The sequence below is a fragment of the Methylibium sp. Pch-M genome (genome assembly GCF_004136295.1).
Classification (GTDB): Bacteria; Pseudomonadota; Gammaproteobacteria; order Burkholderiales; family Burkholderiaceae_C; genus Methylibium; species Methylibium petroleiphilum.
Genome location: NZ_CP029606.1, coordinates 2,895,355 through 2,909,344 on the forward strand (window position 1 = coordinate 2,895,355; position 13,990 = coordinate 2,909,344).

At 71.4% G+C, this 13,990-nt stretch carries 7 protein-coding genes and 1 tRNA gene; 5 read left to right on the forward strand and 3 right to left on the reverse strand.

All coding sequences use genetic code 11. From position 1 onward, the window contains the following. Positions 1–105 precede the first annotated feature (105 nt). Positions 106–1,314 (forward strand): NAD(P)/FAD-dependent oxidoreductase, encoded by a 1,209-nt coding sequence (locus tag C1M51_RS13965; protein ID WP_129450656.1) that lies wholly within the window; start codon positions 106–108, stop codon positions 1,312–1,314. Between the two features lie 49 nt (positions 1,315–1,363). Beyond that, on the forward strand, positions 1,364–1,762 hold the full coding sequence (locus C1M51_RS13970) for a cupin domain-containing protein (protein ID WP_129450658.1): 399 nt from the start codon (positions 1,364–1,366) through the stop codon (positions 1,760–1,762). 108 nt (positions 1,763–1,870) lie between these two features. Here the strand turns inward: C1M51_RS13970 and C1M51_RS13975 are convergent. Then, a tRNA-Ala gene (locus tag C1M51_RS13975) sits at positions 1,871–1,946 on the reverse strand. 30 nt (positions 1,947–1,976) lie between these two features. Continuing rightward, positions 1,977–2,846 (reverse strand): NAD(P)-dependent oxidoreductase, encoded by an 870-nt coding sequence (locus C1M51_RS13980; RefSeq protein ID WP_129450660.1) that lies wholly within the window; start codon positions 2,844–2,846, stop codon positions 1,977–1,979. 147 nt (positions 2,847–2,993) lie between these two features. On the opposite strand from C1M51_RS13980, the gene C1M51_RS13985 reads away from it, so the two are divergent. Continuing rightward, positions 2,994–4,745 carry an HDOD domain-containing protein gene (locus C1M51_RS13985; RefSeq protein WP_129450662.1) on the forward strand — a complete coding sequence of 584 codons (1,752 nt, stop codon included), beginning with the start codon at positions 2,994–2,996 and terminating at the stop codon, positions 4,743–4,745. Positions 4,746–4,831: 86 nt separating this feature from the next. Further along, positions 4,832–7,384, forward strand: a complete 2,553-nt coding sequence (locus tag C1M51_RS13990; protein ID WP_242499757.1) for a chemotaxis protein CheW — start codon at positions 4,832–4,834, stop codon at positions 7,382–7,384. Positions 7,385–7,432: 48 nt separating this feature from the next. Here the strand turns inward: C1M51_RS13990 and C1M51_RS13995 are convergent, their stop codons facing one another. Continuing rightward, complete coding sequence (locus C1M51_RS13995; RefSeq protein WP_207207754.1) at positions 7,433–9,958, reverse strand: GspE/PulE family protein; 2,526 nt, start codon at positions 9,956–9,958, stop codon at positions 7,433–7,435. 197 nt (positions 9,959–10,155) lie between these two features. Here C1M51_RS13995 and C1M51_RS14000 point away from each other — a divergent pair, with 197 nt between their 5' ends. Further along, positions 10,156–13,845: a hydantoinase B/oxoprolinase family protein gene (locus C1M51_RS14000; RefSeq protein WP_129450664.1), complete on the forward strand. Its 3,690-nt coding sequence runs from the start codon at positions 10,156–10,158 to the stop codon at positions 13,843–13,845. The last annotated feature ends 145 nt before the right edge of the window (positions 13,846–13,990 follow it).

Consider the following 13,990-nt stretch of genomic DNA (forward strand, 5'->3'; position numbering starts at 1 on the left):
CTTGCCCGGAGGCCTGCCGGCCCATCGGGAGCGCCGCCGCATGCCCGCGCGTCTTCTTCGAGCGCCGGAACCTCGCCACTTGTGTCCTCATCAAGAAAGCATCGAATGACCCAGAAGATCGTGATCGCAGGCTCGGGCTTCGCCGGGACGTGGGCGGCGCTGTCGGCCGCCCGGGCCGTGTCGCTGGCCGGTCGGGAGCGCGACGTGGAGATCCTCGTCGTGTCGCCCACGCCCCATCTGCACATCCGCCCGCGCCTCTACGAAACCGCGTTCGAGGAGATGGCGCCGGACCTCGCGCCGCTGTTCGCGGCGGTCGGTGTCCGCCACCTTGCCGGGGTGGTGGAGGCCGTCCACACGGACCGGCACGAGGTGGAGGTGACCGGCGCCCACGGCCGGCGCAGCACGCTGCCCTACGACCGCTTCGTGCTGGCGACCGGCAGCCGGCTGTTCCTGCCCGACGTGCCTGGTCTGGCCGAGCACAGTTTCAACGTCGATCAACTGGCCAGCGCGATGACCCTCGACGCCCATCTGCGCTCGCTGGCCGAGCGGCCGGAGACGGCCGCGCGCAACACGGTCGTGGTGGCCGGCGGCGGCTTCACCGGCATCGAGACCGTGACCGAGATGCCGCGTCGCTTGCGCGACATCCTCGGTCCGGACGCGAAGATCCGTGTCGTGGTGGTGGAGCAGGCGCCGGTCATCGGTCCGGATCTCGGGCCGGTGCCGCGCCCGGTGATCGAGTCGGCCCTGGCCGAGTGCGGCGTGGAGGTGAAGACCTCCGCGGGGGTCGTGGCGATCGACGCCGACGGCGTGACCCTCTCCAGCGGCGAACGCATCGCGACCCACACCGTGGTGTGGACCGCCGGTGCCAGAGCGCACCCGCTGGCCGCGCAGATCGAAGGCGAACATGATCGCTTTGGGCGCGTGCACGCCGATCCGCAACTGCGGGCCCGCAGTGTGCCGGACGTGTTCGTCACCGGCGATGTCGCGCTGGCGGCCACCGACGACGAGGGCCATCACGCGGCGATGTCCTGCCAGCACGCGCTGAGCCTGGGCCGCGTCGCGGGCCACAACGCTGCCGCCGAACTGGTCGGCCTGCCCACCCACCCCTACAGCCAGCCGAAGTACGTGACCTGTCTAGATCTGGGGCCCTGGGGCGCCCTCTTCACCGAAGGCTGGGACCGCCAGATCAAGCTGACGCGCGAGGTTGGCAAGGCCACGAAGCAGGCGATCAACACGCAGTGGATCTATCCGCCCCAGGCGGATCGCGAGGCCGCCTTCGCGATCGCCAACCCCGACCACGTCATCGTGCCGTGAGGCGCGGCAGTGCGTCGCGCAGTCCTTTCATTTCGTCCCGGAGTTCCTCATGACGAAGATGCTCGCTTTCCTTCTGCTCACCAGCGCGGTGCTCGCTGCGCCGCGGTCCCAGGCTGCCCCGCCTGCCCGCGTCGAGCAGGTCATGTCCAGGCCATTGGCCGACCTGGCCGGCAAGGAAGGGCTGGTGCTCACCGTGACCTACCCGCCGGGCGGGGCCGACGCCATCCATCGGCACAAAGCGCATGCCTTCGTCTATGTGCTCGAGGGAGCGATCGTGATGCAGGTGAAAGGCGGCCCCGCGGTAACGCTCGAGCCCGGGCAAGGCTTCTACGAGGCGCCGGATGACATCCACCTCGTGGGCCGCAATGCGAGCCAGACCGAACGGGCGAAGTTCGTCGTGTTCCTGCTGAAGGACCAGGGCGTGCCGGCGGTCATGCCGGTGAGGTGAGCGGGGTGCCGAGGCTGCGAAGCCGGGCATGAAAAAGCCCTGGGGCATCGGCGCTCCAGGGCTTTTGTGTTCGTCGAGGACTTGGCGGGAAGTCCGGGACTTGGTGGATGGTGGAGAGGAGGAGGATCGAACTCCCGACCTTCGCATTGCGAACGCGACGCTCTCCCAGCTGAGCTACCCCCCCACGACGAGGCGGATTGTAGCCGATCGCCGCTCACTTCATGCCGTTGCGTCGTGCCAGTTCCAGCCAGAGGCCGGCGTGGTCGGCGTCGGCCCAGCCGTGGTCGGCGGCGCTGCGGTACAGCTGCTCGAACAACTGCGTGATCGGCGCGTCGAAGCCGAGCTCGGCGCCGGTGGTCAGCGCGTTGCGCAGGTCCTTGATCTGCACGGTGATCGCGGCGCGCTTGGCGAAGTCGCGCTCGACCATGCGCTGGCCGTGCACCTCGAGGATGCGGCTGTCGGCGAAGCCACCGCGCAGGGCCTCGCGCACCTTGGCCGGGTCGGCGCCGCCGCGTTCGGCCAGCAGCAGGGCCTCGGCCACGGCGCCGATGGTGATGCCCACGATCATCTGGTTGGCCAGCTTGGCCAGCTGCCCCGCGCCGTGTGGGCCCACGTGGGTGGCGCGGCCGAGCGGGGCGAACGCCGACCGCGCGCGCTCGAAGTCGGCCGCCTCGCCGCCGGCCATGATGGCCAGCGTGCCGGCTTCGGCGCCCACCGTGCCGCCCGAGACCGGGGCGTCGAGATGGGCCACGCCGCGCTCGGCGAGCGCGTCGGCGTGGGCACGCGCCTGCGCCGGCCGGATGGAGCTCATGTCCACCAGCAGCGCGCCGCGCGGCAGCGTGTCGGCCAGACCCTGCGCGAACAGCAACTCCTCCACGATGTCGCCGTGCTCGAGCATCGTGATCACGAGCTCGGCCGTTCGCACCGCCGCCTCGGGCGTGTCGGCCACGCGGGCACCGGCTGGCGCCAGGGCCTCGGCCTTGGCGCGCGTGCGGTTCCACACGGTCACGTCGAGGCCGGCCGCGCACAGGCGGCGCGTCATCGGCGCGCCCATCAGTCCGGTCCCCAGCAGGGCAAGCTTCATCGGTGAACACTCCAGGGCAGGGTCAGGTCGGGCCAGTATAGGAATGGCGGGCCCGGCGCCACGAACAGAGCCGTCCGCACCCCGCAGTTCGCGGCATCGCCGGCGCGCGCTCCGGGGTCCAATCGCGTGATCACTGTGCCCATGCCGATGCCCGCTGCCCCGACCACCACGCCCGGCGCCCTGCCGGCCGGCTCGTCCACGAGCCGGCGTCTCGGTCGTTTCGAGCTTCGGCAACTGCTCGGCAAGAGCAGCCGCACGATGCTGTGGCTGGCTCATGACCCGGCGGCCGGCGCTGACCGCTACCTCACGCTGCCGCGCCAGCAACCGGCCGACGTGGCCGCGCTCGAGGCGTGGTTGCGCGGTGCGCGCCACGCGGCCCGCCTGAGCCATCCGCAACTGCTGCCCATCGTCGACGTCGGCGTGGAGGAGCGCTGGCCCTTCCTGGCGGGTCCGGCGCTGGCCGGCCTCACGCTCGATGCCCATCTGGCCGGCGGCGAGATGCCCTCGCCGGTGCAGGCCGCGCAATGGCTGTGCGACCTGCTGCAGGGGCTGGCCTTCGTGCACGAAGCCGGCCTGGCGCATGGCGACGTGGGCGGCTACAGCGTGCTCATCGATCCGCAGGGCCGTGCGCTGCTGCTGCCCGGCGCCGATGCCTCGGCATCGCAGGCCGCCGCGGCCAGCGGCTCGGCGCTGGCCGTCGATCCCGACGCCCTGCGCACGCAACGCGATGCCGGCGCGCGCGACCTGCAGGCCTGCGGGCTGCTGCTGCATCGCTTGCTCGCCGGCCAGCCGGCGCTCGACGAGGCCGACCCGCCCACGGCGCTGGCGCGGCTCGACCGCGAGATCGTGCGCCTGGGCTGGACCACGCCGCAGCCGGTGCCCGATGCGCTGCGGGCCATTGCCAACCGCGCCACCGAGCGCGAGCCGCAGCGCCGCTACCTCGGCGCGCGCAGTCTCCAGCGCGCGCTGCAGGGCTGGCTGGACGCGCAGGCGGCCGGTGGCGATGGCGTGCTCGGCCTCCTGCTCGACCGCCTGCACAGCGTGGGCCACCTGCCGGCGCTGCCGGGTCTGCTGGGCCGTGTGTCCGCAGTGGTGGCGATGGAGCAGCAGCGCATCGACGAGATGGCGGAACTGATCATCCAGGACCCGGCGCTGGCCTTCGAGCTGCTGCGCCAGGTCAATGCGGCCCAGTTCGCGGCGCACGCGAGCGGTGGCGTGACCACCGTGCGGCGCGCGGTGCAGCTGTTCGGCGTGCAGGGCCTGCGGCCGGTGGCGAACGGCCTGCGGCCGTGGCCGGGTGCGTTGTCCGAAACGAACGCCGTCGCGCTGGCGGCGAGCCTGCGCGAGGCGCGCGTCGCGGCGCACGTGGCGCGCACGCTGTGCCCGGCCGACATGGACGGCGAAGAAGCCTTCCTGCTCGCCTTGCTGCAGAGCCTGGGCATGCTGCTCGTGCGCTACCACTTTCCCGAGGAAGCCGAACAGATCCATCGCCTGGTCGATCCCGAGCCGGGCGGCGCGCGCGGCATGTCCGAAGCGGCGGCGGCCTGCGCCGTGATCGGCGTGGAGCTCGACGCGCTGGGCCTGGCCGTCGCACGCCACTGGGGTTTCGACGAGACCGTGCTGCATGCGATGCGGCGTGTGTCTCTGGAGGCGCCGGTGCGCGCCCCCGATCACCGCGCCGACACGCTGCGTCTGCTGGCCAGCGCGGCCGTCGAGGCCGCGGCCGCGATAGCCTCGCGCGAAGCACGGGCCGGGGCCTCGGCGGCGGCCGCGCTGGCCCGCGTGAGCCAGCGCTACGCGCGTGCGCTGGTGCTGGGCCAGAACGAGCTGCTGCATGCGGTGCAGCAGGCGCAACGCTCGGTCGACGCCGCGCTGCGGCCGCTGGACGCAGCCGCTTAGCCCGCGCGGCTCGGCGCGCGTCGCGCCGGGCATGGACATTGCTGCAGCGCCGCATCGGCCTGCCGGGCTGGACAGCAAGCACAAGAATGGACATAGATGGGTTCCTCCCGCACATGCGGGACGTGGTGCGCTGCGACGAATCGCTGCGTGAACTCAACCTGACGTGGCGCATGATCGAGGCGTCGGCCAAGATGAACTGCGCCGAAGAAGCGGGCGGCATCCTGCCGATGATGGCCGCCACGCGCGAGGGCTTCCAGCGCCTCGAAACGGAGCTGGTCAGCAGCCTCGTGCACCAGAAGGTGACCAACGTGATGGCCGAGCTGGGCACCCGCGCGCGCCATGTGATCGACATCATCGTGCGCAACCTCTACGAGCGCACCGCCGACGTCGGCTTCCTCGCGACGGACCGCGAGCTGTGCGAGTACGTCGCCGGCATCGGCGGTACGCGCGAGGCCGTGGTCGAGCGGCTGCGCGCGTACCGCGACAAGTACACCGTCTACGACGAGATCGTGCTGCTCGACACCCGCGGCGGCGTGCTGGCCCACATCGACGCCCATTCGCCGATCGAAGGCAGCTGCGATCCGCTGATCGCCCAGTCGCTGGCGAGCGACACCTATGTCGAAAGCTTCCGTGCGACCGACCTGCGGCCGGGCAGGCCGCGCTCGCTCGTCTACTCGCGGCGCATGCTGGACCCGCACGACGGGCAGCCGGTCGGTGTTCTGTGCCTGGTGTTCGGATTCGAGAAGGAAATGGCGAGCATCTTCGCGTCGCGCCATGGCCGGGACGGCCGCTCCAACATCATGCTGCTCGACGCCGACGACCGCATCATCGCGTCGGCCGATGAGCAATGGCTGCCGCTGGGCACGGTGGTGCCGGTGAACCGCTCGGCGCAGCCCGAGCTGTGCATCCATGCCGGGCGCACCTACCTGGTCCAGACCTTCGTGTCCGACGGCTACCAGGGCTACGCCGGGCCTCCCGGCTGGCAGGGCCAGGTGATGGTCCCGCTCGAAGTCGCCTTCAGCGGCCGGGCCAGGGGCGTGCTGGAGCGCCTCGACGAGGCCGTCGCCGAAGGTTTGCTGTCGCATGCGCGCAGCTTCTGCCCGCCGCTCTACGAGATCGTCACCGCCGCCGACGGCATCCGGCGCGTGGTGTGGAACGGCCAGGTGATGGCCGCCGGCGAGGGCGGTGACCTGCAGCGCCTCAAGACCGTGCTGGAGCAGATCAGCGACACCGGCGCACGCAGCAACGAGCTGTTCGCGCGTTCCATCCGCGACCTTTACGACACGGTGCTCGCGTCCAGTCTCGCGAGCGCGGAGTTCACGACCCAGCTGCTGGTCGAGCTGCTCGACCGCAACCTCTACGAGCGCTCCGACGACTGCCGCTGGTGGGCGATGACACCCGAGCTGCGCAGCGCGCTCGCACGGCCGGTGCTCGACGAGCCAGCACGCCGCGCACTCACCGCGCTGCTCGAAGGCATCCACGCGCTCTACACGGTCTACACGCGGCTGGTCGTCTACGACAGCCGCGGGCGCATCGTCGCCGCGAGCGAGCCGCGCGGGCAGGGCAGCGTCGTCGACGGCCGGATCGAGGACGACACACTGCAGGCCGTGCTGGCGCTGCCCGACTCGCAGTCCTATCACGTGACGCCGTTCCGTCCGTCGGCGCTCTGCGACGAGCTGCCGACCTATGTCTATCACGCCGCGGTGCGTGCACTGGACGACGAGGCCACGGTGGTCGGCGGCATCGGCATCGCCTTCAACTCGGCGGGCGAGTTCGAGGCGATGCTGCGCGACGGCATCGGCGCCCAGTCCGACATGTCGGCGCTGTTCGTGGATCGCCGCGGCCACGTCATCGCCAGCACCGACGCGTCGGTCGCCGTCGGCGGCGCGCTGGACCTGCCGCCCGAGTTCCTGACGCTGGGCAATGGCGGCAGTGCGTCGCGAGTGATCGTGCGCGATGGACGCTACACCCTGGTCGGCTGCTCGGCTTCCAACGGCTATCGCGAGTTCAAGCGGACGGACGGGTACGTGGAGGATGTGCTGGCGGTAGCCTTCCAGTCGCTCGGCGAGGTGCGCGCCCCGCAGCTCACCGCGCGCCACCGGGCGCTCACGCGGCTGACCGAGGGATCGACCATCGCGAGCGGCGCCGAGTTCGCCACCTTCTTCATCGATGCGGCGTTGATGGCCTTGCCGGCCGAGCATGTGATCGAGGCGCTGCCGGCGTGGAACCTGACGGCCGTGTCGACGGGCGAGGTGCCGCACCGCATCGGCATGCTGGCGCGTCGGCGCGAAGGGCACGTCGAGGGTTATCTGTGGGCTTTCGACCTGGGCTCGTTGCTGGGCGGTCTGCCCACGGTGATCAGCGATACCAGCCAGGTCGTGGTGCTGCGATACCAGGAGGTCGAGATCGGCCTGCTGGTCAGCGAGCTTCACGGCGTGCCGGCGTTCGCGGCGCAGCAGATCACTCGGGCGCCGCAGCTCGGTGGGGGCGCGCCGGTGCTGGTGTCGCACCTGATCAAGGCCAACGAGGGGCGCCTGATGATCCAGGTGCTCGATGTGGCACGCTTGTTCGCGCGCCTGGGCATCATGAAGGACGTGATGCACGGCAGAGCGCCGGCCTGCGTCGACAGCTCGGCCTGACCCGGGGACGGGCTCTCCAGCGCGGCGGCAAGCCGTGCCGGACGGACCTCAGACGTTGCTGGTGGCGCGCACCTCGTCGATCGAGGTCTGGCCCTGCAGTACCTTCTCGATGCCGTCCTGCCGCAGCGTCAGCATGCCCTCGCTGAGCGCCAACTGCTGCAGCTCCTCGGCGCGGGCGCCGGTCTGGATCATGCGGCGCAGCTCACGCGACATCGGCATCAGTTCGTGGATGCCGCAGCGTCCGCGGAAGCCGGTGTGGCCGCAGGCGGGGCAGCCAGGGCTGTGGTGGTGCATCAGCCGGCCGTCGCGGCCGAAGCGGCCCAGCCAGCCTTCGCGCACGGTGGCGCGCACGGCCTCCGGGTCGGCGTGATGCTGCACGAACAGGTGATCGTCGAGCATCACCTCGATCTCGGCCTCGGTCATCGGGCGGCTCACGCGGCATTCGGTGCACAGGCGCCGGACGAGGCGCTGCGCCAGCACCAGCAGCAGCGAATCGGCGAAGTTGAACGGGTCCATGCCCATGTCGAGCAGGCGGGTCACGGTCTCCGGCGCGCTGTTGGTGTGCAGTGTGGACAGCACCAGGTGGCCGGTCAGCGAGGCCTCGACCGCGATGCGGGCCGTCTCGCCGTCGCGCACCTCGCCGACCATGATCACGTCCGGGTCGGCGCGCAGGAAGGCGCGCAGCGCCTTCGCGAAGGTCCAGTCGATCTTCGGGTTCACCTGCACCTGGCGCAGGCCGGCCTGGGTGATCTCGACCGGGTCCTCCGCAGTCCAGATCTTGCGTTCCGGCTGGTTGATGTGGCTGATGGCCGAATGCAGCGTGGTGGTCTTGCCCGAGCCGGTGGGGCCGACGCACAGCACCAGGCCGTAGGGGCGCTCCATCGCCGTCTTGAGCTGCGACAGGTGGCGTTCGCTGAAGCCCAGCTTCTCCAGCGGCACCGGCTTGGCCGAGGCCAGCAACCGCATCACCACGTCCTCGAGGCCATTGTTGGTGGGGATCGTGGCCACGCGCAGCTCGAGCTTGTGCTGGGCCGAGAACTTGGCGAAGTTGATCTTGCCGTCCTGCGGCTTGCGGCGCTCGGAGATGTCGAGGTCGCACATGATCTTGATGCGTCCGATGATCGCGTTGCGGTAGGTGTGCGGCAGCTCGAGGTAGGGCTTGAGCACGCCGTCCTTGCGGAAGCGGATCTTCAGCTTCTCGCGGCCCGGGTAGTTCTCGATGTGGATGTCGCTGACGCCCTGGTTGTAGGCCTCGATGATCATCGTGTGGATCAGGCGCACGAGCGAGTTGTCGCTCTGCTCGATCTGCTTCTCGTTCTCGCGGGCGTTCTGGTCGGCGCCCTCGCGCTCCAGGCTCTCCAGCAGCTTGCCGGCGTCCGCGGGCTCGGGCTCGGGGCCGTCGTCGAGTGCCAGGCCGGCGATCTCGACACCGATGCGCGAGTAGGCGCTGTGCAGCGTGGCCTGGATGTCGTGGTGGCGCGCGAGCACCGGGGCCACCTTGCACTGGCTGGCGAACTCGATCTCGTCGAGCGCGCCGCGCTTGGACGGGTCTTCCACCGCCACCACCAGCGTCGTGTCGCGCAGCAGCAGCGGCAGCGCGTTGAGGCGCTGCGCGGTCGGGAAGGGCAGCTTGCGCAGCGCGTCGGCCTCGATCGGGAAGCTGCTGGCGTCGACGATGGGGTAGCCCATCTTGCGCGCCAGCGCGGTCTGCAGGTCCTGGCGCGACACGCGGCCCAGGCGCACCAGCAGCTCGCCGATCGGCACGCCGCGGTCCACCTTCTGCTGCTCCAGCGCCTCGTCGAGCTGCTGGTGGTCGATCATGCCCAGCGCGATCAGCGCCTCGCCGATGCGCACCATCGGCATGCGGCTCTGCTGCACGATGGCCTCGAGCAGCTGGTCGGAGGTGACGCTGCGCTGCGTGACCAGGATGTCGCCGAGCTTCTGCTTGCGCAGGCTCTGCTGCATCTGGGCGGCCTCGTTCACCTGTTCGGCGGTGGCGGCCTGGCTCTCGACCAGCAGGTCGCCGAGCCGCGGCCCGATCTCGCGCGAGGCGATGCCATCGTTCGGAACGAACAGCCGCGTGACGCGGCCGCTGTCGTCGAGCGGCGTGAACAGGAACAGGCCGAAGGCAGTCTCGACGTGACCGATGGTCTCGCCGACGAGGGGACCGCCGGACTTCATCTCCAGCTTGTAGCGGCTGCGCGGGCGGTGAGCCAGCACGGCGGCATGCGGATCGTCGCTGCGTGGTGCGGTCGGGACCAGCGGCTCCGTCAGCATCAGCGAACGGAAGCGCGCGAACTTCAGCGGCATCGTGGAGCGTGCCGGGGGGATCTGCACGCTCGCCAGCTCGTCCGCCGGCGAGAAGCTGATCAGCCGGCCGCTGATGAGCTTGCCGTTGAGTCCCTCGATGGCGCAGGGCTCGGCCTGTCCGGGCGCGCCCGCCTGCGGATAGCCGGCGAACGGCGGCGTGGGCCAGCTGAAGGCCCCGGCGCGCGGGGCGTCCTGCTGGCTGTCGGGCGCTGCAGCGCCTGCCTTGCGGGGCGGCGTCATCGGCGGCAGCGAGAGATCGGTCATGGCGTTGGGTCGGCGGGGCGGTGAGGCAAGTGCAGGCGACAGGCATGGTCGCCCTGGCATCGTAAGGAGGCGCTGCGAACGGGAACGCCGGAAAAGCGGGCATTCCGGCCGGCAGATCTGCCGCTCGCCGGTAGGATGCCCCGGAGGGCGCGGCGAACCGGCACGCGCCCGGAGAGGCCTGGAGGGAACGCGAAGCGATGGACGCAAGACGGTGGCAGTTCTGGATCGACCGCGGGGGCACCTTCACCGACGTGATCGGCCGCGCGCCCGACGGTCGCCTGCACACCGCCAAGCTGCTCAGCGAGAACCCCGGGCAATACGACGACGCGGTGGTCGAGGGGCTACGCCGCCTGCTGGGCCTGCCGGCCGGCGCGGCCATCCCCGTTGCGCAGGTCGAGTGCGTGAAGATGGGCACCACGGTGGCGACCAATGCGCTGCTGGAGCGCAAGGGCGAACCGACGCTGCTGGTCACGACCCGCGGTTTCCGTGACGCACTGCGCATCGCCTACCAGGCGCGGCCGCGGCTGTTCGACCGCCGCATCATGCTGCCCGAACTGCTGTACCAGCGCGTGGTCGAGGCGGCCGAGCGCATGGGCGCGCACGGCGAGGTCGTCGAGCCGCTCGACGAGGCCGCGCTGCGCGAGCGCCTGTGGGCGGCCCACGACGCCGGCCTGCGCGCCTGCGCCATCGTCTTCCTGCACGGCTACCGCTACCCGCAGCACGAGGCGGCGGCGGCGCGCATCGCGCGCGAGCTGGGTTTCACGCAGGTGTCGGTGTCGCACGAGGTCAGCCCGCTGATGAAGTTCGTGTCGCGTGGCGACACCACGGTGGTCGACGCCTACCTGTCGCCGATCCTGCGCCGCTACGTCGAGCGCGTGGCCGCCCAGATGCCCGGCGTGCCGCTGTATTTCATGCAGAGCTCGGGCGGGCTGGCGCAGGCCGCGCGCTTCCAGGGCAAGGATGCGGTGCTGTCGGGTCCGGCCGGTGGCATCGTCGGCATGGTGCGCACGGCGCTCGAGGCCGGCCACCAGCGGGTGATCGGCTTCGACATGGGGGGCACGTCGACCGACGTGTCGCATTACGCGGGCGAGTTCGAGCGCGCCTTCGAGACCCAGGTGGCCGGCGTGCGGCTGCGCGCGCCGATGATGAGCATCCACACGGTGGCCGCCGGCGGCGGCTCGATCGTGCGCTTCGACGGCGGCCGCCTGCGCGTCGGTCCCGAGTCGGCCGGCGCCGATCCCGGCCCGGCCTGCTACCGCCGCGGTGGGCCGCTGACGACGACCGACGCGAACCTGCTGCTGGGGCGCCTCCAGCCCGCACATTTCCCCGCGGTGTTCGGGCCGCGCGGCGACGAGCCGCTCGACGCCGAGGGCGTGGTGCAGCGCTTCGGTGCGCTGGCGCAGCAGCTCGCCGTGGCGACCGGCCGTGCCACCCTGCCGGAGGACGTGGCCGCCGGTGCGCTGCAGATCGCGGTGGCCAACATGGCCAATGCGATCAAGCGCATCTCGGTGGCGCGCGGCCACGACGTGAGCGGCTACACGCTGCAGTGTTTCGGCGGCGCCGGCGGGCAGCACGCCTGTGCGGTCGCCGACGCACTGGGCATGACACGCGTCTTCATCCACCCGCTGGCCGGCGTGCTGTCGGCCTACGGCATGGGCCTGGCCGACCAGGCCGCGATGCGCGAGACGGCGGTCGAGCGCCGCCTCGACGCGGCAGGTCTGGCCGCCGCCGGCGAACGGCTCGATGCGCTGGCGGCCGAGGCGGGAGCCGCGCTGGTGGCGCAGGGCGTGGCTGTGTCGCGCATCGAGGTGCTGCGCCGCGTGCATGTGCGCTACGAAGGCACCGACACGGCGCTGGTGCTGGCCGCCGGCGACGAGGCGGCGCTGCGCGCGCGCTTCGACGCGGCCTACCGCCAGCGCTATGCCTTCCTGATGGCGGGCCGGGCGCTGGTGATCGAGGCGGTGTCGGTGGAGGCGGTGGGTGCCGGCGAGCCGCTGCCGACGCCTGTCGTGGCCGAGGGCGCCGACCACATCGCAACGCCGCTGGCCATGGTGCGTCTGCACGGCGCGACCGACGGCGAGGCCGGCGCCGCCTGGCAGGACGCCGGCCTGTACCGGCGCGAATCGCTGCAGCCCGGCGCGCGCATCGACGGGCCGGCCGTCATCGCCGAGCGCAACGCGACGACGGTGGTCGAGCCGGGCTGGCAGGCCCGCGTGACGGCGCAGGGCGCGCTGGAGCTGGCGCGCGTGCGACCGCGCGCGCCGCGCACCGCGCTCGGCACCGCGGTGGACCCGGTGCGCCTGGAGGTCTTCAACAACCTCTTCATGAACATCGCCGAGCAGATGGGCCTGCGGCTGCAGAACACCGCGCACTCGGTGAACATCAAGGAGCGGCTCGACTTCTCCTGCGCGCTGTTCGACGGCGGCGGCGAGCTGATCGCCAATGCCCCGCACATGCCGGTGCACCTGGGTTCGATGAGCGAGTCGATCAAGACCGTGATCGCGCGCAACCCGCGGCTGCTGCCGGGCGACGTATTCGTGCTCAACGATCCCTACCACGGCGGCACGCACCTGCCGGACATCACGGTGGTGACGCCGGTGTTCCTGGACCCTCACTCCAACCTTCCCCCGGAAGGCGAGGGAGAAAGGCCGTTGTTCTACGTGGCCTCGCGCGGCCACCATGCCGACGTCGGCGGCATCACGCCCGGGTCGATGCCGCCGTTCTCGCGCCGCATCGCCGACGAGGGCGTGCTGCTCGACAACTTCCGGCTCGTCGAGGGCGGCGCCACGCCGCAGCTGCGCGAGGCCGAGCTGCTGGCCGTATTGGGCGCCGGGCCGCACCCGGCGCGCAATCCGGCGCAGAACCTCGCCGACCTGCGGGCGCAGATCGCCGCCAACGAGAAGGGGGCCCAGGAGCTGCGCGCGTTGGTGGCGCAGGTCGGTCTGGAGACAGTGCAGGCCTACATGCAGCATGTGCAGGACAACGCCGAGGAGAGCGTGCGCCGCGTCGTCACGGCGCTGGCCGCGACGATCGGTGATGGCCGCTACACGCTGCCGCTCGACAACGGCGCGCAGATCGCGGTGCAGGTGAGCGTCGATGCCACCACGCGCAGCGCCTGCATCGACTTCAGCGGCAGCAGTGCCCAGCAGGACGACGGCAACTTCAACGCGCCGAAGTCGGTGACGATGGCCGCGGTGCTGTACGTCTTCCGCACGCTGGTGGGCGACGACATCCCGCTCAACGCCGGCTGCCTGAAGCCGCTGCGGGTGGTGGTGCCCGAAGGCTCGCTGCTGAACCCGCGGCCGCCAGCGGCGGTGGTGGCCGGCAACGTCGAGACCTCGATGTGCGTGACCAATGCGCTCTACGGCGCGCTCGGCGTGATGGCGGCGAGCCAGTGCACGATGAACAACTTCACCTTCGGCAACGAGCGCCACCAGTACTACGAGACGGTCGCTGGCGGCAGCGGCGCCGGCCCCGACTTCGACGGCACGGCCGTCGTGCAGACGCACATGACCAACTCCCGGCTCACCGACCCGGAAGTGCTGGAGTTCCGCTTCCCGGTGCGGCTGGACAGCTATGCCATCCGTCACGGTTCGGGCGGTGCCGGCCGTCACCGGGGCGGCGACGGCGGCGTGCGGCGCCTGCGCTTCCTGGAGCCGATGACGGCCAGCATCCTCAGCAACGGCCGCCGCGTGCCGGCCTTCGGGCTGGCCGGTGGCGAGGCCGGCGCGCTGGGGATCAACCGGGTCGAGCGCGCGCCCGGCATGGACGGCCGGCGTGGCGCGATCGAGGAGCTCGGGCCGCTGGGATCGGTGGCGATGGGGCCGGGCGACGTGTTCGTGATCGAGACGCCCGGCGGCGGCGGCTACGGCTCGCCCGGGCTCTGACGCTCGGTCGGCACGGACGGTGGCCGGCAGATACCCAAGCCGTGGCAGAGGACTTTTCCCGATGTGAGAATGAACGTTTATTCAGAGCGTTCTGATCATCAATCTGGGAGCCGTCGCTGCCGTGGCGCGCCCCGACCCGACGAGG